Annotated in this window: 22 protein-coding genes; 3 read left to right on the top strand and 19 right to left on the bottom strand. The window is 50.6% G+C overall.

Features of this window, described 5'->3' with window-relative positions:
* From JFL75_RS08915 to JFL75_RS08905, 3 genes are all read left to right on the top strand, one after another.
* Positions 1-2,958: a SpiroCoCo family coiled-coil protein gene (locus tag JFL75_RS08915; RefSeq protein WP_215626333.1), complete on the top strand. Its 2,958-nt coding sequence runs from the start codon at positions 1-3 to the stop codon at positions 2,956-2,958.
* Between the two features lie 74 nt (positions 2,959-3,032).
* The gene (locus tag JFL75_RS08910) at positions 3,033-3,896 is read left to right on the top strand and encodes a helix-turn-helix domain-containing protein (RefSeq protein ID WP_215626332.1); all 864 of its coding nucleotides are present in this window, start codon (positions 3,033-3,035) and stop codon (positions 3,894-3,896) included.
* Between the two features lie 66 nt (positions 3,897-3,962).
* A complete protein-coding gene (locus JFL75_RS08905; RefSeq protein WP_215626331.1) occupies positions 3,963-6,170 on the top strand; it encodes an FAD-dependent oxidoreductase in 2,208 nt (735 codons plus the stop codon).
* Between the two features lie 14 nt (positions 6,171-6,184).
* Here JFL75_RS08905 and JFL75_RS20880 read toward each other — a convergent pair whose 3' ends face one another.
* From JFL75_RS20880 to JFL75_RS08815, 19 genes are all read right to left on the bottom strand, one after another.
* Positions 6,185-6,310 carry a hypothetical protein gene (locus JFL75_RS20880; RefSeq protein WP_285291976.1) on the bottom strand — a complete coding sequence of 42 codons (126 nt, stop codon included), beginning with the start codon at positions 6,308-6,310 and terminating at the stop codon, positions 6,185-6,187.
* Between the two features lie 8 nt (positions 6,311-6,318).
* Positions 6,319-6,510, bottom strand: a complete 192-nt coding sequence (locus JFL75_RS08900) for a PAAR domain-containing protein (protein ID WP_215626330.1) — start codon at positions 6,508-6,510, stop codon at positions 6,319-6,321.
* Positions 6,511-6,875: 365 nt separating this feature from the next.
* Positions 6,876-7,256, bottom strand: a complete 381-nt coding sequence (locus JFL75_RS08895) for a hypothetical protein (protein ID WP_215626329.1) — start codon at positions 7,254-7,256, stop codon at positions 6,876-6,878.
* On the bottom strand, positions 7,256-8,359 hold the full coding sequence (locus tag JFL75_RS08890) for an ankyrin repeat domain-containing protein (RefSeq protein WP_215626328.1): 1,104 nt from the start codon (positions 8,357-8,359) through the stop codon (positions 7,256-7,258). The genes JFL75_RS08895 and JFL75_RS08890 overlap by 1 nt, the downstream gene beginning before the upstream one ends.
* 29 nt (positions 8,360-8,388) lie before the next feature.
* Entirely contained in the window at positions 8,389-11,244 is a 2,856-nt protein-coding gene (locus tag JFL75_RS08885; RefSeq protein ID WP_215626327.1) for a hypothetical protein, read from the bottom strand.
* A 3-nt stretch (positions 11,245-11,247) separates the two neighbouring features.
* Complete coding sequence (locus tag JFL75_RS08880; RefSeq protein WP_215626326.1) at positions 11,248-13,707, bottom strand: phage baseplate assembly protein V; 2,460 nt, start codon at positions 13,705-13,707, stop codon at positions 11,248-11,250.
* A 116-nt stretch (positions 13,708-13,823) separates the two neighbouring features.
* Positions 13,824-15,356 (bottom strand): AAA family ATPase, encoded by a 1,533-nt coding sequence (locus tag JFL75_RS08875; protein ID WP_215626325.1) that lies wholly within the window; start codon positions 15,354-15,356, stop codon positions 13,824-13,826.
* 11 nt (positions 15,357-15,367) lie between these two features.
* Positions 15,368-15,934 carry a 4Fe-4S single cluster domain-containing protein gene (locus JFL75_RS08870; protein WP_215626324.1) on the bottom strand — a complete coding sequence of 189 codons (567 nt, stop codon included), beginning with the start codon at positions 15,932-15,934 and terminating at the stop codon, positions 15,368-15,370.
* Positions 15,931-16,980: a phage late control D family protein gene (locus JFL75_RS08865; RefSeq protein WP_215626323.1), complete on the bottom strand. Its 1,050-nt coding sequence runs from the start codon at positions 16,978-16,980 to the stop codon at positions 15,931-15,933. Before JFL75_RS08865 ends, JFL75_RS08870 begins: the two co-directional genes overlap by 4 nt.
* A gap of 12 nt (positions 16,981-16,992) precedes the next feature.
* Complete coding sequence (locus JFL75_RS08860) at positions 16,993-17,613, bottom strand: CIS tube protein (RefSeq protein WP_215626322.1); 621 nt, start codon at positions 17,611-17,613, stop codon at positions 16,993-16,995.
* A gap of 54 nt (positions 17,614-17,667) precedes the next feature.
* On the bottom strand, positions 17,668-18,108 hold the full coding sequence (locus JFL75_RS08855; protein ID WP_215626321.1) for a phage tail protein: 441 nt from the start codon (positions 18,106-18,108) through the stop codon (positions 17,668-17,670).
* A gap of 12 nt (positions 18,109-18,120) precedes the next feature.
* Positions 18,121-19,863 carry a phage tail sheath family protein gene (locus JFL75_RS08850; protein WP_223292806.1) on the bottom strand — a complete coding sequence of 581 codons (1,743 nt, stop codon included), beginning with the start codon at positions 19,861-19,863 and terminating at the stop codon, positions 18,121-18,123.
* Positions 19,856-21,025: a VWA domain-containing protein gene (locus JFL75_RS08845; protein ID WP_215626320.1), complete on the bottom strand. Its 1,170-nt coding sequence runs from the start codon at positions 21,023-21,025 to the stop codon at positions 19,856-19,858. Before JFL75_RS08845 ends, JFL75_RS08850 begins: the two co-directional genes overlap by 8 nt.
* Positions 21,026-21,033: 8 nt before the next feature.
* On the bottom strand, positions 21,034-21,399 hold the full coding sequence (locus JFL75_RS08840) for an FHA domain-containing protein (RefSeq protein ID WP_215626319.1): 366 nt from the start codon (positions 21,397-21,399) through the stop codon (positions 21,034-21,036).
* A gap of 68 nt (positions 21,400-21,467) precedes the next feature.
* Positions 21,468-22,991 (bottom strand): hypothetical protein, encoded by a 1,524-nt coding sequence (locus JFL75_RS08835; RefSeq protein ID WP_215626318.1) that lies wholly within the window; start codon positions 22,989-22,991, stop codon positions 21,468-21,470.
* A gap of 12 nt (positions 22,992-23,003) precedes the next feature.
* The gene (locus tag JFL75_RS08830) at positions 23,004-23,834 is read right to left on the bottom strand and encodes a phage tail protein (RefSeq protein WP_215626317.1); all 831 of its coding nucleotides are present in this window, start codon (positions 23,832-23,834) and stop codon (positions 23,004-23,006) included.
* Between the two features lie 35 nt (positions 23,835-23,869).
* Positions 23,870-24,256 carry a CpXC domain-containing protein gene (locus JFL75_RS08825; protein WP_223292805.1) on the bottom strand — a complete coding sequence of 129 codons (387 nt, stop codon included), beginning with the start codon at positions 24,254-24,256 and terminating at the stop codon, positions 23,870-23,872.
* Positions 24,253-24,459 (bottom strand): DUF2997 domain-containing protein, encoded by a 207-nt coding sequence (locus tag JFL75_RS08820; RefSeq protein ID WP_215626316.1) that lies wholly within the window; start codon positions 24,457-24,459, stop codon positions 24,253-24,255. Before JFL75_RS08820 ends, JFL75_RS08825 begins: the two co-directional genes overlap by 4 nt.
* Positions 24,460-24,473: 14 nt before the next feature.
* Positions 24,474-25,106: a phage baseplate assembly protein V gene (locus JFL75_RS08815; protein WP_215626315.1), complete on the bottom strand. Its 633-nt coding sequence runs from the start codon at positions 25,104-25,106 to the stop codon at positions 24,474-24,476.
* Between the last annotated feature and the right edge of the window lie 373 nt (positions 25,107-25,479).

The following is a 25,479-nucleotide window of genomic DNA, read 5'->3' as shown; positions in this document are numbered from 1 at the left end:
ATGAGTTTTTTCACTGTGGGAAACCTGCTGACCCTGGGAATTGTGGCGCTGGTCCTCATTCTCTACCGGCAGCTCGATAAAAACAACCGGTCCCTGGAAAAGATGCGTAAATACGGCGAAAAGCTCAAGGAAGAACTAGGGGCTTTCGTTGCCGAAAAGGAAGCCGCGGTCCGGGACTATTCGGTGGAACTCGATGTCCAGCAGAAATCCGCCAAGGAGCTGATGAAGCGTCTGGTGGTAACCGACGATGAACTCGCCGGAAAAGCCGAGGCGGTGGCCCGCATCGACGAGCGGATCAATTCCTACGATGCCTCCCTGGAAGAACTCATGCGCATGACCGGCCGGGTACAGGAAAATCTCAGCCGGATCAAGGACGAATCCGCCTTTGTGGAGAACGCGGTAAAACGAGTGGGGGACGCGAAATCCCGGCTCGAATCCCTTGAAAAGGACCTCTCGGAGCTGGAACTCCGGTTTGAACGGGAAAATTCCGAAGCCCTGGAACGGGCCACCGAGGCGGTCACCGCAGCGGTGCGGTCCGCCGTATCGGATCTGCAGGCATCGGCGGAAACCATCGAACGCCAGGTGGAAGACCACCGGGAGGCGGTGGACAAGATCGAACAGCAGCGGGCGGCCAGCCTTGCCCGGGATATGGATATAATCAATAAAACCCTCAAGGAAGCGGTGGAACGGGCGGGCTCCCGGGCGGATAAAATGGAAGAAGCCGCCTTCGGTAAGCTCAAGGAACAGGCCCTGGAACGGTCCCGGCGTTTCCAGTCCGCGGTGGAGGAGAAGCTCAAGGATTACCAGGAAAGCGCAAAATCCAAGGTGCTGGAAGTCCAGGGGCTCATCAAAACCTATAAAGACGAATGGAAAACCGACCATGCCGAACTCGAGACCAAGCAGAAGGCATACCGGGATGAATGGAAGAAAGATGTCCAGGAACTGAACGCCCTGGCGAAAAACCAGAAGGACACCTGGAAAAAAGATATGGCCGAGGCGGAACGGAAAGCCCTGGAGGAAGCCGACTCCCGGCTCGAGGAGTACCGGTCCGCCCAGGCGGAGCAGTTCCGCATGATCGAAGCCCTGTCCGACGATGTTGGCCGGCTGGACGGCGAACTGCGCAGGTCCATGCAGGAAACCGAAAGCCGGGTCCGCCAGGATTTCGGCCTCTTCGAGCAGGATTCCGCCGCCACCCGGGACCGGGTTTCCGCGGAATTCGCCGCCTCCGTAGGACGGCTTAAAACGGATATGGACGGCCTCGAGCAGGAACTCAACGCCCTCAAGACCCGGGCCTACGAAAATGTTTCCGAAAAGCTCCAGCTCTTTGAGGATGACTTCTTCGCCGACCTTACCAAGCGCAGCACTGAAATCGACCAGCGCCTTACCGAATGGAAGACCTCTATGGATACCAGCCTGGCGGAAATCGCCGGGGAATCCATAGCGCAGCGGCGGAACCTGGAACTTTCCTTCAATGAAGAATTAAAACAGCGCCTTTCCGATGAAAGCGACCGGATCGTGGCCGAACTGGAACACCTCAAGGCGGAAACCGGCGCGTTCGAAGAGGGTATCCGCGAAATCATGGATCAGACCGACCGGTCGCTCCTGTCGCTTAAGGAACAGATCAGCCGGGATCTTGAGGACGCCCGGACCGGCGCGGAGAACGCGGTCAAATCCGAGATCCGCCGGTACGAACTGTCCATGGCGGAGAATCTCAAGCAGAGCCAGCGGGAAATGGAAGCCGCGGTCAAGGAAATCGCCGACCAGGTGGAGCAGCGGAACACCGAAATTTCCGGTATGCTGGACGCTTCCCGGATGGAGATAGAAACCTGGCAGGCCAATTACGTGACCCAGCTCAGGGAGGCGGAATCCACGGTGGACGAAGCCCGCCGCCGCGCCCGGGATCTGGTCAACGAAAGCGACGACCGCCTCGCGTCGGTGCGCGCCGCCATCCAGGAAGTCCAGGACGAAGCCGATTCCCACCGGAACGAGATCTTCTCCCGGACCGAAGAACAGGCGAAGACCCTGGACAGCGCCATCAGGGACGCGGACCGCCGTATCAAGGAATTCATCGCCCAGACGAAACTCTTTGATCAGGCTGATGAGCTTAAGGCTGACCTGGAACGCCGTATCGAGGACCTCAAGGATGACCTCAACCGGCTGGACCAGCGCCGCTCCGAAGCGGCGGAACTCGAAGGCCAGTTCGTAAAAATCAAGCGCCTAGAAGACGAAGTCAACGCCAAGATGACCCGGTTCCTTTCGGAAAAACGGCGGATCGAACTCATGGAAGCGGACTTCAACCGGCTCCTCCAGACCTCCCAGGCGGTGGAGGAAAAGCTGACCCAGGTTTCATCCTCCGACGACATTCTCCAGGCCATGCAGGTGCAGCTCCGCAGGCTCGACGACGCCATGGCGGATACGGAAGAAAAATACCAGCGGATGGAAAAGAAGAACCAGATCCTGGATATGACCAACGACGGCATAGACCGGAACTTCAAAGTACTGCAGGAAACCGAGGATGCCCTCAGGGATACCCGTTCCGGGGTGGAACGGCTGTTTACAGACCTTGAAAGTATCCGCGCATCCGTGGACGTGCTCGCCAAAGAAAACGAAAAAGCCCAGTCGGCGGCGGATAAGATTTCCGACCTCGACGATCTGCTGAAGCATATAGAATCCCGGATCGAATCCATGCAGGTCGCCCGTGAATGGCTTGCCCGGGCGGAGACCCGGCTTGAGGAAGTATCCAAGCAGGCCCAGGAACAGGTCAAAATCATGGGCACCCTCTTCAAGAACGAAGGCCGCAAGGGATCCGCCAAGGACCGCGGGGCGCCCCCCATCGGGACCCGGGAAACCGTGGTTAAGCTGGCCCACCAGGGCTGGTCCGTGGATGAGATAGCCCGGGCGGTAAAGCTTTCCAAAGGCGAAGTGGAACTGATCCTGGAAATAGCCCCCAAGGACTGACCGGCTTTCCGTTTCCTCCGGCATTCTTTCGGAATCTCCGCGTTTTTTGTAGAGTGTAGAAACGGCGGAATTGTATGAAAAAGAAGTACACCATAAAGGAAGCGGCCAGCCTTTTCGGGATGAGCCCCGAAGCGCTGCGTTTTTATGAACGGGAAGGGGTGTTCCGGCCTCTCCGGGATGAGGAAAACGGCTACCGGTATTTTGATAAATTTACTGTTTTCCGGCTGGGAAACTGCAAACGCCTGCGTTCGCTCAATTTTTCCATGCAGGAGATAAACCTTTCCCTCAAAAACGATACCCTGGATTCATTCATCCCCAAACTTAAGGAAAAACAGAAGGCCCTGGCTGAGAAAATAGACTGGGACCGGAAAGTGGAAGCGTTTATTGCCGAATACGCCGATACCCTTGTGAATATCCCCGCGCAGCTGGATACCTTCCGCATTGAGACCAGCCCGGAGCTTCTCTATCTGCTCCACCATGAGGATGACAGTTTTTTTTCCGGCGCAAAGATCCGGACCATCCTTCCCCAATGGATCGACAAAATGCCCCTGGTCAGAATTTTTTCCCTGGTTCCCCGGTCGTCTCTTACCGATCCCGAAAAAGGCTTTATCCGCCAGGGCGGCTACGCCATCCGCAGGGCGGACGCGGAATCCCTTGCGGTCCCCGCCGACACTTCCCTGGTTAAAACCATCCCGTCCAGAAGCTGTATCAGGACCATTCTCGCGGTGGAAAATTCCGGTCCCAGCCTCAGCCGCCGCTTTGATAAAGCCCTGGAGTATATGGCGGAAAACAGCCTGGTACTTGACGGGGATCCCTGGGGTTTTCAGCTGTTCGTAACCTACCGCAGGCATAATGATCCCGGCGGCAATACGGGCGAAAAAGAAATCGGAACGGTTTATTACGAATATTTTCTTCCTATTAAGAAAAATAACAATTGACTTTACACCGGCTTTAACCTTTATCCTTCGGGCTGTTAATCAGAAACACGCTTAGGGGGATTTTTGATGAAAAAGCATTTATCAGGACGTTATGTTTTTCTTTCCCTGGCACTGATAGTCCCGTTAATACTGGCGGGCTGCAGCAGTCAGGGTTCGGTACGTAATGCCACCGGCTCTTTTGAGGGAACCGCCGAGGGACACAACGGACCGGTTACCGTATCGGTGAACCTTCAAAGCGGTGAGATCACCGGCGTACGGGTTCTTTCACATCAGGAAACACCGGGGATTTCCGACCAGGCCCTGGAACTTATTCCGCAGGCTATTGTCAGGTCCCAGCAGGTGCAGGTGGACGCGGTCTCCGGTGCCACAAAGACCAGCAGGGCCATAATGGGCGCCGTTGAGGAGGCTCTGTCCGCGGCGGGGATAAGCGCCTCGGATCTTCGGGCTTCCAGAAGCGCTCCGGCGGCATTAGCCTTTACTCCCGGTACGTATACCGGCGAGGCCTACGGTAAATGGGGCGAAAAAAGCGTGGAGGGGTTCCGCTTCGATTCTCCCCGGAATATCAGGCCGATCACGGTGGAAGTTTCCGTTGACGCGAGCCGCATACTTTCGGTGAAAATTGTAAGCTGCGACGATACTCCGGGATTTATTGAACCCGTGGCGGACCAGATCCCCGCGGACATCGTGAAACACCAGTCCCTGGCGGTGGACAGTGTCACCGGCTGTACCCTTACCAGCCGCGGGGTTCTCAATGCCGCGGCCGCCGCCCTGGAGAAGGCCGGCGCCGACCTCGTTGCCCTGAACCGTTCGGTTCCCCGTTCAGCGGAACACCGGCAATATTCGGCGGACCTTATCATTGTCGGCGCCGGAGGCGCGGGGAGCGCGGCGGCCCTGGCGGCTACTGAGGCGGGAGTCAGCGTTGTAATTTTTGAAAAGACCGGAAAAGTCGGCGGCATGAGCGCACTGACCACGGGCTTTATCGGTCCGGAAAGCGGCATAGCCAAAGCCGCCGGAAGCACCGTCACGGTGGAGGGGCTTTTCGAGGAGTTCATGGATTACAACCAATGGACCGCCAACAGCCTCGTGGTAAAAACCGTCCTTGAGACCTCCGGCAATACCGCGGACTGGCTCAAGGACCATGGGTACAATCTCCGGCTCAGCCCGAACGGTGTCACCCATGATACGGGAAAAGGCAGCGCCAAGCTCCAGAACCTGTATGACAACTATATTCTGAAGAATCCCCGCAATACCCTGCTTCTCCAGACCGCGGCCCAGGAACTGATTGTCGAGAACGGGAAAATCGCGGGTGTCCGTGGCCGGCATACCGACGGCCGCACCGTGGAAGCCCGGGCCAAGGCGGTGATCATCGCCACCGGCGGTTTCGGGGGCAGTAAGGAAATGCTCAGGCAGTATACCGGCAGCGACCGGTACTGGCTCAGCGGGCTGGCCGCTTCCAGCGGGGAAGGCCTTACCATGGCTATATCCGCCGGCGCTAAGCTCAGCGATGAAATCTACCCCCACGTAACGGAATTCGCTGCCAACGCGGACGTTAACTTCAATGATTTTTACTTTAAGTATCTCAATTATACCGGATTCCTCATGCTGGATACCCAGGGCCGGCGCTTCATGAACGAGGAGTACTGTATAACCCAGCCTCTGGCCAAGGGAGCTTCGGCCATCCGCCAGGCGGGATCTTTTTACGTGATCTTTGACCAGAACAGCTACGACATTGTTAAGGATAAAGGTTTCAAAGGCTTCTTTAATGAACAGACCGCCCAGAATCTGATCCGCAGCAGCAACTGGCGGTCCCGGGCTCTTGATCCCTTCGGTGAGCTGATGGATATCGAAATGCAGAGAAGCATGGACGCCAATGCCGCCTGGAAGGCGGATTCCATTGCCGGCCTTGCGGCTGCGATCGGATTTACCGACGGGGTTTTCGAAAACGAAATAGCCCGGTACCAGCGGATGATCAGCCAGAAGCGGGATGATGACTTCAGCAAGAATCCCCTGTTCCTGATTTCCCTGGACAAGGGGCCGTACTACGCCGTCCGGATGGAACCGGCAATATTCGGTACCCTGGGCGGAATCCGGGTTGACCAGTACATGCGGGCTTTGGATCAGCAGCTTACACCCATTGAAGGTCTGTATGCGGCCGGCCAGGACGCGGGGGGTATGTACGGGTATCCCTACTATGAAACTCCCGGGGTCACCCAGGGCTTCGCGTATAACTCCGGACGGATCGCCGGACAGCAGGCTGCGGAATTCGTACGGTAAACTGAAGAAAATTTTTATTTAATCCGTCCGGATCTTTTTTCCGGGCGGTTTTTTGTGGTGAACTCCGGGGTCCTGGTTTTCTGATCGGCCCGTTCCTTCTTGTATTCATCCATGTTAATGGGATTGATAATCGCGGGCATGGGGATGCTTACTCCCACGGCACGGCAATGACGGTACTGTTGTTCTGCATTCCCATGTCATTACAGGTGGTTACCATGCTTCCGATGGTGGCCGCTTCCTTGCCGTTGATCTTGAGCTTCGCGGCGGTCAAGTTTGATACTTCCCCTTCCTTTTTGGGGTTCTGGTTGAACTTGATGGTTCCCGGCAGCTGCATGTGCATGAAGGGGGAGCACCAGCGCGGGGCAGGGGCCCTGAGTAACCGGTTCCGGGGGTCCTGACTCAGGGACAGCGGAATGGCGCGTGTCCAAATGACACGACGTGTCGGCCTTGCGGCCTCGAAAGTCGCTCATTCCGTTGTCCCTGAGCCACCCCATGGTGCCGATACTGAGGGCCCCAAATCCCGCTGTGGTGTCTCCGGTGTTCGCGGGCTGCTCCCCCTCGCTCCAGCCCCGCTTCACGGGTCTTCCGCTACCCCCACTTTGGGTTCCTGGGTGGTACTGCCTTCTCTTTGTTGGCAAAGATAGTTGATACTTTATGCCTATAAATAATCCTAACGGTTTGATGAAATCCTACCTGTACCTAAAGTTAGTTTCTATTTAATAATATTTTAAGCTGTTTTCGTATACTGTCAGCATCCTCATCTTTTAACTTTCTAAAATAAATCTTAACCGTTTCAGTATTAGTAAAAAATATAATTTTATTATACTCAAATTCTGTTTTTTTGACTTTTTGCAGATCTATTTCCCTAACCACTTTATTAAATAATAAAAATTCAACTTTATCATCAGATATTTCTATAAAAGAGCTATATGAAAAGAAGCTGGCAAATAACAAGAGGGCAACAGAATTAATACCAGTGAGAATCAATCTTTTTTCTACAATGTACAGGTACATATAGAATAAAAATGTACCTATTCCAATAAAAAGGAAAATAAGCGGTGTAATGCCGCAATATCTGTATTTCATTACGTTTCCTCATCAGGAATATCTTGTGATAATGATTCTGCACCATAAGATTTTAGTAAATCAATGAAACGCTGGGGACAATTTTTCATCTCAGCGTAATATAAGGGGGTATTATATTTTATTTCATTATCAGAGAAGTAAGCAATAAAATAATAATTGACATCTGCCCCTTGTTGCAGAGCAAAAGACAATGCATCATAATATTTGGTTTCTATATTTTGTGTTTCATCTACATGATTTTCTTTCGTAAAGACCTCTACTGCAGAAAGATACCGTCTTATCAGAACATCAATAATACCAATATTGTTTTCACCACCCTTTTGATTAAGGTCAGCTCCATATTGAATTAGTAAAGCTATGGCTTCTTTACTATTTACAAAATGAATACAAGAGAAATTATACGGGCTGGTATAAGTACAATCAATACCGGCCTCAAGGAGTGTTTCTAGCATTGCTATGTTGTTATATTCCGTCGCATAAAAGGCAGCATTTTTCCCTTCATGATCTATTGCATGAATATCCATTCCTACTTCTATCAGTCTTTGTACTAATTCACTATATCCACTTGTTGCGGAAATCTTGAGGATTAGAGGGTTAATCTCACGAATGTCAGCATTTTTTGATACGAGGTAATTGAGAATAGCTAGCCTGGCTGTCTCTGTTAAAAAGTCTGAACTGAGTATTGTCCAAACATTATATCTATCATTGTATAATCTTCTGTCAGGTAAAAACATCTGTATATTAAAACCATTGTCCAGTACTTTATCGCATATTTTAAAATGTACGTTGGCAAGGCTGTTGGTAAAGATAAAAAACTCAACCTGTTTTCTGTTTTCCTCATTTTCTGTTTTCAAATATTCATGGGTCTGTTCATAGAGATACAGACATATCTCCTCATTGTAATATCGCACATTGAGTGCATAAATTACCGGATATGGTTTATTGTCTTGTGGCAGTAGATTATTCTTGTCCTGTGTTACAAAGGCAACCACATCCCTATAATCGCCGCTGCTGATGGCACTGTATATTGAATCATGCCTGGGTTTTATATTACCGCTGCATCCATAGAGTACTATAAGAACAATTACTAGTATTTTTTTCATTAATGATATGGAAATAATTCATCTCCTTTTCATAGCTGGGACTTCCCAATTCCCAGTTTCTTTTCAATACACTTCGTATTATTATCTGCTTTACCCATGGGGTATAATTTTATCGCTATATCTATCTCCGCAGGTTTGGCGTATCTGCTCTGTCTCGCAATGAAATTCCTACCTAGCTCTATAAAATCTTTTTCTGTGTCAACAATAAAGGCTTTATAGTCTTCAATGTTTTCAACGTTATCATAGGTAGCTCTTCCCCCATATAATAACGCATTTATTGCATGAGTCATAGGATCATTTCCCCATGAATTAACAGGCAGGCCAGCAAATTTCTGTTTTGCACCAAAAATTACCATGATAGTTTCTATCTTGTCTATGCCATCTCTGCTTGTCAATGAACTTCTTCCTCTGCCCGGTTTTTCATGATTAAAAAAAACATTTTCCCCCTCCCGAAGCATAAATGTATGCGTTTCTTTGTTTGGACGTCTTGGCTTCGGGATTTCGATCTCAATCTCAATTTCTGTTAATGGTTTTAATTCGGTTTTTAGTACCAAGCAAAACAATCCTGCGGTTCGATTCATATCCGACCAGGCGATTTCACACACATCAATTTCAAAATTGTAAAGTTCATGTAACAGTGCGTGTTCCTGGGCTTCAATATTGCCAGCCCACTGTGCTGAAGAGCCTATTGGGGGTGTTTTCCATTTCCGTAAATCAACTAGTGCCCATTCACCAAGCGCCGTTGTTGATTCATAATCTTTTCCCCAAAAGCACCGGCTCAGTAGTAGTTCTATAGTCGATTGATTAAGTTTTATGCCGAATAATCCTGCGACAACACTGATTAAAGTTCCGGAGTAGAACAATATTTTTCCGATAAGAACCCATTTCCCGCCGATGCAAACGGCGGCAGCCATTCCAATGATAGAGATTATTGATCCGCCTGCTTGTACCACCTGTGCTATACTGGAATCATAGTCACCCTGTTTGTATTCTTCATACGCAGCAACACTTGACAAAATTGCTGCTATGCCGTTTGATGCGATATCGAGTTTCGCGGAATTTCCCAGCTTTAAAACTTGTGTCCGAATAAACTGACCATAGCTTATTCCGATACTTGTTACCTGTAAGGTATCCTGCAGTGTGATATCGTTTTTCTTTAGAATCATGACCAATTGTATTGTATCCAATCCGGCAGAAATTATATCACAGGCTATCTCGAATCGTTTGAATCTAGAAAGGAATGTTTGGAAATCATCTACATTTTTTGCTTTAACTACATATTGATTAATTTGTACGGTATCACCTGTAATTGAAATATTTGATAAAACAGATTTTGGTAGAGTTCTGGTTTTATTTTCTATTTTTTTAATAAATGAAAACCCTCGTTTTTCCAAAACTGTGCCGGAAATTCTATCTAGTATATCGTTAATTACTTCTGAAAAAGATCCATCTGATGTAACACTTATATCTTTATAATAATAAATTATATATAACGAAAGGTTTCCCAGTATTTCGGCAAAACAATTGCTTACACTCTTTGTTATCTTGAATGCACCGGTCGCGTAATTGTATGAATTGGTGCGGTCAAATGCTTCTTCTTCCAGCAATTCACCATAACTAGTATAGCGGGCATTTTTAATTTCAGTGTCTTCAGCAACGGTCTTTCCCAAATCAACAAGATATTCCCGGCCTACATACGAAGAATTTAAAATGGAATAGATATAGCCTATATACGCTTCAAATATTTCACTGCCTCCATCTTCGCTTAATGATTTATCAGTGGTAAACAGTTCCTTAATATCATCAAGTGTGTAATTGTTTTTTTTCGTTAATTTTTGATTGATATTTTCTTCCCCGGTATCTGAATAGGTACCGAACAAAACATTAGAGAGACAGAAGTTAAATCCTTCTGTTTTGATCCATTCCAACAATTCACTGGAAGCTAATTCTATTCCTTCCTGCAGATACATTGTTTTTAATAAATAGTTATACCTCCATTTATGGAAATGGTCTCTTTTGGTATATGAAAAGTCCCAGTCAAAATTAAAATGCCTTGTATAATTTTTGCGTTCCTTCAAATATTTAGGGATATCTGTATTGTCTTGGTAAACGGCAGCTTTGGCTGTTTGCACACTATTATTATTACTATTCCTCGATGTTACGGCTTCTTCTGAAAGTGTGTCCCATAGTTTTTCTTCAGATTCTAGAACCCCATTCATTATATCCGCAAAACCTTTAATCCGTGCGCTTTCGTTATCCGGGTTTATATGGTCTCTATATTTGGTGATAAACTTATTGGCTTCTTCACAAAGAGTAAAGCTATAATGTATATAATCATTTAACTCAACTTCAAGATATCCGTCAGTCTTCATTTTAGAAAATAAACTAACATTTTCTCCTGCCGAAAAAGTATGGAAAGATTTATGCAGTTTCTCTTCGTTTGAGTTACTTATAAACAGTTTAGCTGCGTCTATACTAGCTTCGCTTATTCTAAATGGAGAAAGAAAAATATAATAATTATAATAAATGCCGTCTAATGCTCTATCAGGACCAAGTATTAATGGTAATGTTATCAAAGTGTCTTTTGATTTGGTATTGCTTCGGTCTGATATGTCATAATTGATATAATTGCCGTCTTTATCGGCAAAATACTCTGAAAAGAACTCTATAGTAAATTCTCTTATTCCACTTTCCGGATTTTTTTTAAGATATCTTCTAAAAAAGTAAATATATCTATTTGATACTTTTTCTTTGCGACTTGGGGCAGAATTAACATTCTCTTTCCATAAGTGAAGATCATACCTCTTATAAAAATGAAATGAAAATTTTCCAAGCGTAAGGGCATTGACATCATCTTGCTGTACTGCCCGTGCAATATCACTCATAACTTACCTCGCTCCAAGAAGATCTATAAATGAACTTTCTGGTAAAATTATTCTTTCTTTTCCATTTTTATTTTTCATCTTTACTATGTAATTTTTTCCAGGAATAATTCCGGAATAATGAAGTGATAGGATATCATCGAGTGTTTCGGTATCATCCTTTGTTGTCAGTGACTGGCTAAAACTGTCATCTGTTGATTGAAGAATAAACTCATCATCCCAATCGAATGATTCGGGTTTTACATGTAAGTGCAAATCAAAACAGAAGACAGCTTCGAGTAAATCACTGTCGTCACTCCATTCAGTAAATCCGACTGCTTTAATCTTAAAAAGATATTCTATGGTTTCATCTTCTTGAATGCCTATTATTTCTTCATTATCAATTTTAATATGGAAGTTACTGTTTATTTTTTGATTTTCTATTTTTAGAATATCCTTGTGTGTATACTCTTCTTCTTTAGCATAGCCGCTTCTATAGATACGTACTTCTATCGGATCTCCATCATGTAAATTCTCTATTTTTGCAGAAAAATACACTTCAGCTCCATTTTCTGCTTTGGTAATTTTGTGTTCATTGCCATCTCCATCGACCCAATGCCATTGAAGCTCTGTATATTCGGGAATAACCCTTTTTGCCTTATAATTGCTGCTTTCACATGGCTTGCTTCTATATGCGTCAGCAGAAAAATGATACATGCAATGTTCTTCATCAGCATCTTTTGCTGGTTTAGTCGGTATCCACCCGGCCTCAGCGGTGCCGCCCTGGTTCTCCCCGCCAACTTCTCCAACCTGGTTGCCGTCGGTGTCATAGATCCGGAATACCACCCCATCCCCGTCTTCCATATCGCTGTTGCACTTCACCGACAGGGTCAGCGCTTCTCCCACCAATCCCTTACTGGTGGTACTCCCCTCTCTGTCTTTCCATTCCGGACTCGACAGCTTCGGCCGCTTTAGTTCTATGGTAGCGCTGCCGCTCTCCTTCATCGGACACCACGCGCTGTGGGCAGTGAAAAAGAACTTCGAGTCGTCATCCGGGAGTTCATCCCCCACAAACCGGTATTGCCATGTTCCTTTCGCGCTCCCGCCGTCGATAGTCGCCGGTATCTGAGCGTAGGGGATATGCGCCGCCGGATCCTGTCCGTCCTTCCACACCTGGAAGGTCACCATGTTCCCGTCGTCAATATCTTTCACCGCCGCGGACAGTCCCAGTTCCTCGCCTTCTTTGACGGATGTCTTCGACCACTTCACGGTGGTGAACTCCGGGTTCCTGGTTTCCTGGTCGGCCCGTTCCTTCTTGTATTCATCCATGTTAATGGGATTGATAATCGCGGGCATGGGGATACTGGCCCCCACGGCAATGACGGTACTGTTGTTCTGCATTCCCATGTCATTGCAGGTGGTTACCATGCTTCCGATGGTGGCCGCTTCCTTGCCGTTGATCTTGAGCTTCGCGGCGGTCAAGTTTGATACTTCCCCTTCCTTTTTGGGGTTCTGGTTGAACTTGATGGTTCCCGGCAGCTGCATGTGCAAGGGGTTGTCGTGTTTGGCCACACTGCCCTTGACCGCGGCGTTGTGGTCGTTGACCTTGACGTCGTCTGAGAGTTTGTCCGCGAGTTTGCCGATAAAGGGGTGGGGGAGTGGCACGACCGCGGTGCCTGATCCCGAGGGGATGACCATCTGGTGGATATCGAATCCCATGACCTTGTCGCCTTCCGCGGCAAGCTGTTTGCCGCCTGAGGCGACGCCCTTGGATCCGTTGAGCTTGATACTGCTGCCGCTGATGGTGATGTCCTTGTCACTGGTGAGTTTGGTTCCCTTTGTGCTTTTGATGGCGAGGGAGTCTTCGCCGTTGATGGTGACATTCTTCTCGGCGGCTATCTGGACTTCTTTCTCCCCTTCGATGGTGAGTTTCCGGCATTGGATCTGTATATCCCCGAGTTCGTTGATGATCTCGATACCCTTGTCCGTGGTGGCGGAGTAGCGGATCTGGCCGTCCTTGGTGGAGATGATGATTGATTCTTTGCCGTCTTCGTCAATGATTTCCATGCGGTGAGCGGTGGTCTGGTAGACGATGCTGTCTGCGGCTTTTTCAGTGGAGTGTTCCGGGGGGAGGTGTTTCTGGTCGTAGAGGAAGCCGAGGATCACGGGTTTGCTGTGGCATCCCCAGGGAAAGGCCAGGAGGCACTGGGTACCGATGTCCGGGAGCTGCCACCATCCGGTTTCGGCGGTGGCGCCCATGCGGATGACCGGGAGCCAGTCGGTGACGGCCCCGGGGGCGATCATGTCGCAGGCGACCCTGATACGGCCGAGGTACTGGGGATCCTGGTTGTCATGGACCACCCCGAACTTGGGGAGGGCCGCTTTGGTCACCTGTTTCCGCCGGAACTCGATGATCCCGGTATCCTTCTTTCGCGGATCCGGGTATTTTTCCAGGAGTTTTTCCAGCTCTTCCCGGTACCTGAACATATCACACCTCCCTATGCGGTCCCTGTTGCGGGAACCGCCGGTTTCATTTCAAATTCTCATCACAGCTGTGCAGTATCCCAAAGGAACACTGCGGAGAAACGCGGCACTCTGTGGGGTTACATTTCCAGCTGCCGCACGGCGCCGCCTTCATCCTCCCACTGGATGGTGCTGGCCCGCCGGGCCCGGAGTTTCGCCCAGTCACGGATCCCGCGGATCTGTTCTTCCATGGTCTGGGATAAAGGAATCAAAGTTTCGATCACCTGTTCCAGATGGCTCTGTTCCAGTTCCTGGTCGCGGTCAAAGGCGTCATACAGCCCGGAGACGATCACTTCCTCTATTTCCGAACCCGAGAATCCGTGGGACAGGCCCGACAGTTTGTCCAGGTTGAATTGTCCCGGATCACGGTTCCGTTTTGCCAGGTGTATATTGAAAATCTCGTGGCGTTCTTCCTTTGAGGGGAGGTCCACGTAGAAGATCTCGTCGAACCGGCCTTTGCGCAGCAGTTCCGGGGGGAGCTGACTTACGTTGTTGCTGGTGGCTACCACAAATACCGGGGTGGTTTTTTCCTGGAGCCAGGTGAGAAAGGTGCCGAAGACCCGGGCGGTGGTGCCGCCGTCGGTCATGCCGGAGGAGCCGAGCCCCGAGAATCCTTTTTCCATTTCATCGAGCCAGAGGATACTGGGGGCGATGGATTCGGCGGTCTGGATGGCGCGGCGGACGTTTTCCTCGCTGCTGCCCACATAGCTGGAAAATACTTTGCCCACGTCCAGTTTGAGGAGCGGCAGCTGCCACATGCCGGCGATGGCTTTGGCGGTCAGGCTCTTTCCGCATCCGGGGATACCCAGGAGCAGGATTCCCCGGGGTTCGGGCAGCCCGAATTCCCGGGCTTTGGGAGTAAAGGCTTTGCCCCGTTTGGTGAGCCATTTTTTCAGCTCCTCCAGGCCGCCGACTTCCGCCATCTTCTCGTTGGCGTGGTAGTATTCCAGTACTCCGGATTTCCGGATGATCTGTTCTTTTTCCGAAAGAATAATGTTTATATCGAACTGGCCTTTCTGGACCAGGGTTTTGGCGAATACGTTTTCCGCTTCTTCGGCGGTCAGTCCCAGGGCGGCCTCAACGATCTTATCGAGCTTTTCCGGGGACTCCTTGATGTCCAGGCTGCCGGCGTCATCCAGGGAGCCGGCGATTTTCGTGATGATATCCCTGATTTCTTCCTTGTCCGGGAGGACGTAATCGATGACGGCGATTTCCTTTTCCAGTTCCGTGGGAACCTTGAGGACCGGGGAGAGGAAGATGATATTCTTCCGGGTGAGTTTAAGGGCGTGAGCCACGTCCCGGAGTTTCCTGACCACCACGGGGTCGTTGAGGTAGTGGTGGTAGTCCCGCAGAACAAAGAGGCCGTTTACATCGGACTGGAGGATGTATTCCAGAACCTTGATGGGGTCCTTGAGTTCGGTGATCCAGGATCCGTCGGGCAGTTCCAGGCCGTTGGTGATGGTCCAGTTGAAGAGCTGTTTCTTCCGGGCGCCGGTAATGGTTTTGAGCCGCCGGTCCACCCGGCCTTCCTCAAAGGAGACCACATACACCAGGGGGTACCGCGCCCGGATGAGTGTTTCTATCATAATCCCTGAATCTCGTTCTGCTTCCATGGTGTTCCTCGTTACTGCGTTATTTCAGCGCTGTTGAATATACCGGTGGCGATGACGGCTCCGGTTTCGGTGATGATGATTTCCCCGTCTCCGGGTGATTCGGCCGTATCGGATAAAACCGAACGGATGGCGCCGTTTTCCAGTTCCAGGATCCGCTGATTACCCGAACCGGTCCAGGGGCTTGCGGGGGGGATGTCCTCCCGGTAGGGGCCGTCTATGAGAATGTCTGTAAATTTCAGCGCCCCGGTGATGGCTTCATTTTCCATTGCCGTCAGTTCCTCATAGGTGAATCCCGTATAGACCAGCCGGTGGAGGCCTTTTTTGCCGGCGGCTTCCAGGAGCAGGGCCAGTTCCCCGGGCTGCTCAAAGGGTTCTCCCCCGGACACGGTGATGCCCGTTACGTCCCCGGCGGGGATTTTCCGGATAATGGCCTCCGCGGTCATATCGGTCCCGCCGTCCCCGTGGGTAAGGGGATTGAAGCAGCCCGGACAACCCCGGGAGCATCCCTGGACCCAGAGGGTAAACCGCGCTCCCGGGCCGTTGACCCGGGATACGGGAATTATCCGGTGAACCTTCACGGACACATGTTCCGTTTAAGGCCGAACTCCGTGACGTATCCAGACCGGTGGTCGAAGCGGTGGCATACTGAATCGGCGATGTATTCGCCCTCAAATGCTTCACCCACCATCTTGATGGTCACCCGCATGCCCGGCCGGAGTTTGTAGTTTCCCTCGGCGCTGCCCGAGGCCCGCCCGAATGAAAATGAATTCTTCTGGAGCATCCCCGCCGCCTGCTGTTTCGCGTCGTCCGCGTCCTTGAGTCCGAAGTCCGCGGCAAGGGCCGTGAATTTTCCGCCCCCGCCTTTGGATACGCCGGTCCAGTCGCTGGAACCGCCCACAGTATGGGCAATGTCCGAAAGGGCGGCGCCGCCGGTAAAGGATTCGTTCTTGAGGGGATCCCAGCCGATGTAGTCGCACCGGGAAAGCAGGTTCCGGATGTTCTGTTCCGCCTCAAAGCTGATCAGGCTCTTTCCCCACTCGAAAATAACTTCGTCGCTGCGGACGCTGATTTCATCCTTCACATAGACCGTGGTCTTGTCGGCGAACACATCCTTGCCGTACGCTCCGGCTACCCGCATCAGGTATTCGTAATCACTTAAGCCTTCCTCGGAGGAGAAGGGCTGGGCCGTGCCGAAGCTGTCCACATCCGCCTTAAGGGAATAGGAATCGATCAGGCCGGAAATAATATCCGAAGGGGACTGTTCCTCAAAGCTGCGGTAACTCGAACCCCGGGCCAGTTTGTGAAGCACATTACAGCCGGTAACTTCCAGCTGTTCCGTTCCGTATTCGGGGAATACCGCCCGGAATGCCAGAACCTCCCCGGAAAAGAGCTCCTCCACATCGTCCTTGTATCCAATGTGAATCGAGATTTCGCTTTCCAGGGAAATCAGTCCCAGATCACGGACCTTGGTTTCGGTGGTATCAAAGAGTACCGAAAAGGTTGAAACGCCGTTGAGCCGGTCATTGACGGTGATCCTCCTGAGGGCTCCTTCGTGCTTCACATCGAGCCGTTTCCCGTCAACGTAAATAATCCAGACCGGTGTTAAATGCTTGTTTTCGCTCATGGCCGCTCCCCGTTAGTACAAAGGCGGAAGTTCGACGATGGTTCCCGGTTTTACGTTTTCGGGATCTTCAATATGGTTTGCCTCGGCGATGACCCGCCACTTGCCGGGATCGTTGTACTCCCGGGCCGCGATGGACGAAATGGATTCGCCCTCCCGGATAACCATCCGCTTGGTATGATCCGCGGATTCCCGGCGGGTATTGGACAGCTGGGCCGCCGCGGTGGCGTATTCCTTAAACACCACCTTGAGGATAGCGCGCAGGGGTGTCCCGTCATTGGTGAACAGGGTAAACCGCTGCACCAGGTCTTCCAGGACACACTCAAAGCTCAGGTTCCCCCAGGAAAAACGGAGAATCGGCGGCCGGTGCTCCTGGGCGTTGACCATCATAAGGTTTTCGATCTTGTTGGTGTGTTCCCTGACATCGGTTTTTTCCTCGGATGTGTCGAAGAACAGCTCCATGGTCAGCCGTTTCCGTTCGCCCATGGTAAACTGCACCGGCGGTGAATCCAGGCCGAAGACATTCATTTCGGACCAGGGCGTTTTCTTTTCTATTACGTATTCCTTGGGATTAAAAAGAACCGGTATTTCATCATTGGTATCGAGATTTGTAATTACCGCTTTTTCCAGTGCCATGTTTCCCTCCTGGGATTTTATTTTTCTTTTTTTAGCCGGGCATAGTCCGGCTCTTTAATTGCCGTCCACCATCAGACCTTCATGGGTTATTTCGATCCGTTCCAGGGCGTAATCGCTGCCCATATTGGTTTCGAGCCTGGGACCGATCCACCGGCAGGGAAAGGCCCGGAAAAAATTCCACCGTTTGACTTCGTTGTTTTCCGTGTCCTTGAGGATGATGGACCCGTTTTTCCGTTCGATCTTGCGGTCTTCCAAAACGGTTTCTTTGTACCATTTGAACAAAGCCTCATTTTCGGTAATGCCCTTTTCAAGAATCAGATTCGGATACCGGGTGCGGCCGTAGAATTTGTGGGTCGAAGTATTGAGTCCCCCTTCTTCTATTTCATACACGTAGGTTTCCGCCTCAAGCCCTTCGCATTTCTGGAACCGGGCAGTCTCGATACCATCGATCTCAATGGTAAAAAGATATGAACTCAACCGTTTATCATCCGACATTCAATGCCTCCTTTAGGATTCTTCGATATATACACTGGCGCCTTCTTTTTCGGCGGTGATAAAAATAGTAAAAAATTCCGCTGGTTTCGTGATGGCGAGGCCCGCCTCAAAGGTGAGGATCCCCTGGTCGATATTTTCCGGCGGATTCAGTTCCTCGTCGCAGCGGACGAAAAAACCCTGCTCCGCGGTGCTTCCCGCCAGGTAGCCCTTAAGCCACAGGTCCAGGAGGAATCCCGATACCTGCCGGACCAGACGCTTGCGCAGATTTTTGTCGTTCGGTTCAAAGACGGCCCACTGGGTTCCCTGTTTAAGGCTTTTGCAGATCGCCGAAAAGGTCCGCCGGACGTTGATGTATTTCCATTCCGGGTCCGACGACAGGGTCCGCACCCCCCATATCTTGATTCCCCTGCCGGGAAAATACTTCAGCAGATTGACTCCGGCGGGGTAGAGCAGTTCGTACTCCCGGTCCTCTATGCGGGATGAAAGTCCCACCGCGCCCTGGAGGGTGGTATTCGCCGGGGCGTGGAAAATTCCTTTTTCGCTGTCCGTGGCGACAATGCTTCCGCAGATCGCCCCCGAAGGCGGAATCCTGACGGTTTTGAATCCCTGGGGATCCAGTGGGTCGATCACATCGATGGACGGATAATACGCTGCCGCCGAAGGGCTGTCGAATTTCTTCGCCCACTGCATGGCTTTGAGGCTGTCAAATACGCCGGGAATATCCAGCACCGCGAACCTTCCGGGGAAGCGTTCCGCCTGTTCCACCATAGCGGACTGAACAGCGAATACACCCTGTTCCCGTTCTTCCGGGGTTTTCCCCGCCTGCCCCAGCAGCCAGGGGATATCCGGCGCCGCGATCAGGGATATATCGTCCCTGCTTTCCAGCGCGCCCAGGCCGCGGTGGTCGTTAAGGCCGTTGTAATGGCCGATAAAATCCCCGGGAGAAATTTCGGCGATCCCGTCGTTTCCTCCCGATGCGGTCTGTTCAAAGAAGGGGGTGATGATTCCCTCTGGCTGGTCCGGATGCAGGACACACAGCCGGGAGCGTTCATTGACATACGAAACCAGGTACCGCTCCGACGCGGGGTTCGTTGAAAGGTGCAGATAGTTTTCTGTCTTTCCCTTGCAGCTGAGGCTCAGGGATACAAAGGCCTTTTCCGCCTTTATATCCGCGGACGGATCCTTGATTCCCCGGAGCAGCCTCAGGGGTTTGTCGAGGTGGCAGATATCATTTTCTTTGCGTACCACCGTGCGGTAGACGCTCCGGCCGGAAAGGGAGATTCGGAGAATATCCTGTTCCCGGATTTCCCGGTTTTCCAATTCGATCCAGTTTCCTTCCTCCCCGTCGGCCCCGCGGACGGGAGCCGCGGCGTCGGTCTCGTGCCAGACGCGGGCTTTAATGTAGTTCCCCCAGATCCCTTCGGATTTCGCTTCCAGCTGGAACCCTCCGTTCTGGCACTTCATCCGGAGACGGGCTTTTCTGGCGTTGGTTTCGTCGGCTACCCGGACAATAATACATTCTGCGCCGCCGCATTTAAAATAGTTGTACACCGAGAAGGGCAGGTTGCCCGCGGTATCAAAGGCCCCGAAGATTTTAAGGTATTCGTCGAAGCTTCGGATCTGTACCGGCGAATGGAGCGGTCCCCGTTCCGCGATTCCCACGAAACCGGTTACACACCGGGCATCGATATGCAGCGGATTGAGGGTGTATTGCTGTTCGGTAACGTATATACCGGGGACCGTCGTTTCAGGCATCACTCTTTCCCTTGTGTTTCTTTTTCTTCTTTTTTTCCGGAAGATACCGGCAGAACGGACAGGAGTCCCAGGTGTCCTTCATACGGTTGCGGCACTCCGGGCATTTCCGTTTGGTTATTCCCATGCGGTGGCGTTTTTTAATACGGAGAATAATGGTCACCACCACCGCCGCCGCGATTGCCGCCGCGGCGGCGATCAGTATGGTCCAGCGCACCCACCGGGGCACCGGAACCTTAACCGCGACAAAGGTTTTCTGTCCTTTGCCGCTGCTGTCGCTGGTATTAACGGAAACTTCCAGGACGTGGGGCAATTCATCGGCTTTCATTTTGCGGATCTTCAGGTCAATAATGTAGGGCTGGGTAATCCGCGAATTAATCCGCTTCAGGTTATCGGGAATATCCGCGAGCCGGGTTGAGTATATATACGATCCCCCGGTAAAGTCCGCCATTTCGTTGAGATTGCTGAGGCTCTGGGTATTGAGTACCCGGATGCCTATGGCATAGATCGGAATATCCGCTTCACCCAGTACCGTATTCATCTGGTCCTTGGTAAACCGGCTGTTCTGATCCCGTCCGTCGGATATGATTATGATGACCCTGCGGTCGGTATGCCTCCGCTGGACCTTACGCACCACATTGATCACCGAATCGTATACCCGGGGCTGCACCGAGCTGATTTCCACACTGTTGACCATGGCGGGATCGATGTCTTCTTTTCCCATCTCCTCAAAAATTATTCCCGCTTCCTCGCCGATGGTATACAGGGACAGCCGGTCGGAGGCTTTCATGGTGTCGATAAACTGCAGGAGCGCGTTTTTCTGGAAATCCAGGGGCTCCCCTTCCATGATTCCGTTGTTGGAAAATATTATGCTGTAGTCAATGGGAGCCTCTTTCATGGCAAAGGGGGTTATCTGTGACTTGAGCTCGGTCTCCATGGAATCAATCCGGAACTGGAAAAGCCCCGGCGACAGTCCGGTAAGAACTTCTCCCTTGTCATCCTGGATAACCGCATAGGCTCGTATATTGGGAAAATCATCCGAAATTATCTGGTCAATCTTTATTGAGAGTTTGCTTTTTTCTTCCTGGGCGTTAAGAACAGCGGACATGGAGAACATAAACAGAAATAAAAAACCAAACACAGGTATACGGCGGGTCTTTCTCATTATTCCCCCTAGAGCAATTTTATTTTAAAACTCAGATCCCCAAGCTGGATTACATCCCCGTCAATCAGGGTGGTCTTTACCGTCTCGCAGTTGTTAACCTTGATAAGCGCCCCGTTTCCGAGATCCACAATGGAACAGATTGAATCCGCGATGGTCATGTAGGCATGCTGCCGGCTTAAGTTTCCGTCAAGGATACGTATTTCGCAGTCCGCGCCGCTGCCGATAAACGATTTTCCTTCATGTATGGTATAGACCGTTCCCGGAAGATTATCCTTAAGCTGTACCAGCCAGCCGCGGAGCGGCGCCAGACATACGGGACACTGTTTCCAGGAAGGATCCATCACATGGCCTTCCTTGCAATATTTAAAACCCATGAATACTCCTAGTATCCTTTTGAATCGGAAGCGCATTTATGCGCATACTCCTTAGCCCGTATTCCCTGTTACAGAATCTGGTAGATCCAAATTGTTCCCGTATTGTCACGGCCTTTTTCCCCGATGCTGAACCGGATCAGACCCGCGTTTTCTTTTACCTCACCCTCGTCGTAAACCACAAACAGATTCCGCCAGCGCTGTTTCGTATCGACCCCGTCCACGTCCAGCACCCGCATCTGGGTCCCGTCCAGGCGGACCTCCACGGAATAATTCCCCTGGTGGATATCCGTACGCCGGATGACCAGCATTTTCCGTCCCCGGATGATGTTGCGCAGCTGGAACTGCATGGTTCCGCCGATCCACCGTTTTACCGTATCGTGGACCAATACCCCGTCGGGATAGAAAAACGCTTCGTTATGGGTGGAGGGATGGCTGCAGTCCACCAGCTCAAACTGGTGGTTTTCCAGGGATTCCTTGGAACCGGGATTGAGGGTATCCACCAGGGTGTACCGGTCTTCGCCGAAAAGCAGCACATGGGGCATGGTGTAGCTGATGTATTTAATATCGTCGCTGCTCACTTCTTTGGCGATCAGGGTCTGGCGCAGTCCTTCCATTACGGCACGGTGGGCCTTGAGGATAAGATCGATTTCTTCATAGCTGTTGTTGTAGCTTTTCAGGCGGTCGCCGAGATCATACATGGCGGTCCTGGAAATTTCATAGCTGTTTTTCGCCGTGTACAGCCGTCCTTCATCCTCGTGTTCCCGTTCGTACTCCGCGATTTCAAACAGGACCTGATGGTCATGATCAAACAGGGGATGGATCAGGTGAATCACATCGTCAAAGGAAATTCCCGCGCACTGGACAATCATCTTGGCGGTCATGGCGGAACTCTGGAGATTCCGGAGCGATATAACCGGCAGTACCTCGTAGCCCGAAGCAGCCACCGTTCTGGTATACTCCAGCAATTCCACCAAAAAGCGCAGCAGGTAGGTGGAAATCCCCTTTTTAATCCGCGACGCCCAGGGAACAAAGCGGTAATCCAGGGTGTTTACCCCGGGATCGGTAAAATCATCGTTGTTTTTTATTTCGTGCAGCCCGCCGCCTTCGTCCTCGGCGAGCTGTATCCGGGCAAGTTCAATCTCCAGCTCCGGCTCCCGGATTTCCGGGACTATGTCCAGCTTTACCGTTTCCAGCCGCTTCTGATACCCCTGGAGATCGCTGTTTTCTTTATTCTGATAATATTCCACATACTGTTCTTCGTATTTGATGGTTACGAATACCGTAGCGGGAAGTTTGAATTTTTTCGGATCCAGTACCAGCACCTGGGGTTCATACAGAAACAGCGGCCGGCCGGTGCCGTCAATGGCGACACCCCGGGCAATCAGCAGGGTGATAAGTCCCCCCTTGGTTTTTTCAGCCTGCACCTGCAGAGAGTCGAGGTACCCCGAGACGATTCCGAATCCGTGGAAAAGCTTGTTGTAGAGCAATTCCTTCTCGAAATGGTAATCCTCTATGGCATTCCAGTATCCCGGTCCTGCCTGCAGTCCCGGGAAAAAGTTTGCCCGTCTGAATGGTTCCAGATGTTCCGCCATATCAAATGCTCCCTAGATAAATATCACCCCGTCCAGATCCATGGAGTTTTCCTCCCGGATGGTGGTAACCTTTCTCCATTCTTTTTTGGGCTGCACAAAACTGATGTACGCTTTGGTGTGGACCGGTTTTTCCTGCTGAACAATCAGGGAAAGTCTCCGTATCAATGTGTCATCAAAGCGGCTCCGCTCCACCGGAAAAAAAATGGTAAAACACTGTTCCTCATTTTCAGCCTCAAACAGACTGGTTTCCACTCCGGAGTTTTCATGGATAACCATGGAAGAGTAGGGCCGGGACCCTTCAATGATCTCGGGAATAACCCCGGATACAATGGCCAGATGCGCCCGGAGGCCCAGGGCCGTACCGCGGTAGCGGTACAGAGGAATCGCGTACTGGAGGAACCGCCGGACCTCATCTTCCCCGCCCAGGGTATCCAGGTGTATGCCCAGCCAGTCCGCCAGTACCGGAAGAAACCGTACGGGGCTTTCCATGGGCCTGAAATATTCATGCAGATTATCCAGGGTTCCCGCCGTATCGTTCATAATATGCTGAAAGATCATGAGAAACCCCCGGAGAAATTCATTGTTCTGGTAATTTGAGGGCAGATGGCGGATGGGGTTGTTTGATGAAACGGTAAGCCGTATCGTCCGCCGGGCAGGCTCAAACCGGCAGTTCAGCACGGTTAACCGGGGATGGGGTGATTCCGTGTACTCCACGGCGATATCCGCTTCCGCCATATCCGGGAAATCCTGGAGAATTTTTTTCCGGGCTTTGTATAAGTTAATACCCACATACCGGGTGGTGTCCCGCTGTTTTTCCTGCCCCGTATTCATCTGTTTCCCCATACGCCGGTTATCCCCACGGATCTCTCCGGTAAATGCTAACCCTGATCCTTATAAAGCCCCATATCTTCATACAGGCTGGGAATATGTACCTGGCTGCGGGTTCCGCATTCAGGACAGGTGGCGGTAATTCTCGTTTCCATGTCGCCGTTTAATTCCTTGTACAGCAGCTGCAGGTACAGGAAGTCCGCTTCAAAAAGATTCTCTATAATCTCTACCGTAACCGGGGAAATACCTTCCAGTTCATCAATAACCCGGGATAGAAGCATAATGTCCCGGTACCGGGTATTCATTCCCACTTCGTCGGTGCTTTGGATTTCAAGCTCGTCCGCGGTGGTGGCCAGATGCATCCGTCCCTTCCGGTACAGTTTTCCGTCCATGGAGAGTCCCAGGGGAAGAAAAAAGTCTATGCCCCCCGGGTTCATTGCTTTTCTCCCTGGATCCGGACTTTTTCCGTATCAGGCTGTTCGTAAAACGAAGATTTCCGCTCACGGTCCATGACCACTCCCAGGCTCTCTTCAAGATCTTTGGTTAAATCCAGACAGGAACTGCCCTTGGCTCCCTGGACATTAATTGTAACGGTACCGTCATGGGTAATCTGAATTTCCAGTTCCTGTTTTTCGGCCATATAAACACTCTCCTTCAATTAAGGGCTATGCCCGAGCCTTTTACGGTTATATCCTGATCGGAGGTGATATCCATAGCTTTTTTCGCGGCTATCTGGAATTCCTCCCCGGTGAGATTAAGCTGTTTCTTGCTGTTTATTTCGATTTCTTCAGCCTGGATGGAAATGACTCCCTTGGCTCCGATGGTCAGGTCGTTCTCCGTGGTAAGGGAAACCATTTCATCGGCATTGAGAAACTCAAACCGGGATTTTCCGTCGGAGGAAATGATCTGTATTTTTTCCTCTCCCTCGGTGTCGTCAAAAATAACCATGCTCCCGCTGCGGCTCTTGAAAAACCTGAGGCTGTTGTTTCCGTCCTGATTCAGATCCGCGTCGGAGTTTTCTCCCGTGGAAGGCGGCGCAGCTTCGTTTGACCAAAGGCCGCCTATGGCCGCCTTTCTGATATTATGTTCATCCAATGAAACAACTAATACCTGATCATCCACATCGGGGAGCAGGGAAAGGCCGGTGTCGTTTCCGGCGTAGGGAGTTATAACGGGAATCCAGTCGGTAACGGATTCATCCTCTCCGATTTTGCTGACCCGGATTCTGTTCAGGGAGTCCGGATCCTGATTGTCGGTTACCTTTCCCAGGAAATAATACGAAAACATGTCGCAGCCTCCCCGTATTTATTACAGCCAATATACAGCAAATTTTTCGGCATCACAGAAATTCAAAAAGAATTTTTTAAATTAATCAGAGGGCAGGTCCATCTATTCCATACTAACAAATACTTGGATGAATTATCAACAATAAAAAACTTAATACGCTAACTTTTTTCGAAAAATTAAAAAATTCATGCAATGAAATATTTAATACCTCTTTTATCAATGATTGATTAAAATAAAAACACCGAAAAAAATAAAAAAAAGTTGTTATTCCGTGGGAAACTATATAGATTGTTTGATGAGGCCTGAGTAGAATAAATTGTTATCCCAGTTAAAAAAACAATTTGTTAATTCATTGAAATATAAAATGGAGACA

It is taken from the genome of Breznakiella homolactica, assembly GCF_016616095.2.
GTDB lineage: Bacteria > Spirochaetota > Spirochaetia > Treponematales > Breznakiellaceae > Breznakiella > Breznakiella homolactica.
Note: the sequence above shows the minus strand (reverse complement) of the source record. Positions and strands in the feature narration are given on the sequence as shown.

Excerpts from the sequence above, each read along its gene's own strand:
- JFL75_RS08915 (WP_215626333.1), top strand. The coding sequence starts at position 1 with ATGAGTTTTTTCACTGTGGGAAACCTGCTGACCCTGGGAATTGTGGCG.
- JFL75_RS08910 (WP_215626332.1), top strand. The coding sequence starts at position 3,033 with ATGAAAAAGAAGTACACCATAAAGGAAGCGGCCAGCCTTTTCGGGATG.
- JFL75_RS08905 (WP_215626331.1), top strand. The coding sequence starts at position 3,963 with ATGAAAAAGCATTTATCAGGACGTTATGTTTTTCTTTCCCTGGCACTG.
- JFL75_RS20880 (WP_285291976.1), bottom strand. The coding sequence starts at position 6,310 with ATGCCCGCGATTATCAATCCCATTAACATGGATGAATACAAGAAGGAA.
- JFL75_RS08900 (WP_215626330.1), bottom strand. The coding sequence starts at position 6,510 with ATGCACATGCAGCTGCCGGGAACCATCAAGTTCAACCAGAACCCCAAA.
- JFL75_RS08895 (WP_215626329.1), bottom strand. The coding sequence starts at position 7,256 with ATGAAATACAGATATTGCGGCATTACACCGCTTATTTTCCTTTTTATT.
- JFL75_RS08890 (WP_215626328.1), bottom strand. The coding sequence starts at position 8,359 with ATGAAAAAAATACTAGTAATTGTTCTTATAGTACTCTATGGATGCAGC.
- JFL75_RS08885 (WP_215626327.1), bottom strand. The coding sequence starts at position 11,244 with ATGAGTGATATTGCACGGGCAGTACAGCAAGATGATGTCAATGCCCTT.
- JFL75_RS08880 (WP_215626326.1), bottom strand. The coding sequence starts at position 13,707 with ATGTTCAGGTACCGGGAAGAGCTGGAAAAACTCCTGGAAAAATACCCG.
- JFL75_RS08875 (WP_215626325.1), bottom strand. The coding sequence starts at position 15,356 with ATGGAAGCAGAACGAGATTCAGGGATTATGATAGAAACACTCATCCGG.
- JFL75_RS08865 (WP_215626323.1), bottom strand. The coding sequence starts at position 16,980 with ATGAGCGAAAACAAGCATTTAACACCGGTCTGGATTATTTACGTTGAC.
- JFL75_RS08860 (WP_215626322.1), bottom strand. The coding sequence starts at position 17,613 with ATGGCACTGGAAAAAGCGGTAATTACAAATCTCGATACCAATGATGAA.
- JFL75_RS08855 (WP_215626321.1), bottom strand. The coding sequence starts at position 18,108 with ATGTCGGATGATAAACGGTTGAGTTCATATCTTTTTACCATTGAGATC.
- JFL75_RS08850 (WP_223292806.1), bottom strand. The coding sequence starts at position 19,863 with ATGCCTGAAACGACGGTCCCCGGTATATACGTTACCGAACAGCAATAC.
- JFL75_RS08845 (WP_215626320.1), bottom strand. The coding sequence starts at position 21,025 with ATGAGAAAGACCCGCCGTATACCTGTGTTTGGTTTTTTATTTCTGTTT.
- JFL75_RS08840 (WP_215626319.1), bottom strand. The coding sequence starts at position 21,399 with ATGGGTTTTAAATATTGCAAGGAAGGCCATGTGATGGATCCTTCCTGG.
- JFL75_RS08835 (WP_215626318.1), bottom strand. The coding sequence starts at position 22,991 with ATGGCGGAACATCTGGAACCATTCAGACGGGCAAACTTTTTCCCGGGA.
- JFL75_RS08830 (WP_215626317.1), bottom strand. The coding sequence starts at position 23,834 with ATGGGGAAACAGATGAATACGGGGCAGGAAAAACAGCGGGACACCACC.
- JFL75_RS08825 (WP_223292805.1), bottom strand. The coding sequence starts at position 24,256 with ATGAACCCGGGGGGCATAGACTTTTTTCTTCCCCTGGGACTCTCCATG.
- JFL75_RS08820 (WP_215626316.1), bottom strand. The coding sequence starts at position 24,459 with ATGGCCGAAAAACAGGAACTGGAAATTCAGATTACCCATGACGGTACC.
- JFL75_RS08815 (WP_215626315.1), bottom strand. The coding sequence starts at position 25,106 with ATGTTTTCGTATTATTTCCTGGGAAAGGTAACCGACAATCAGGATCCG.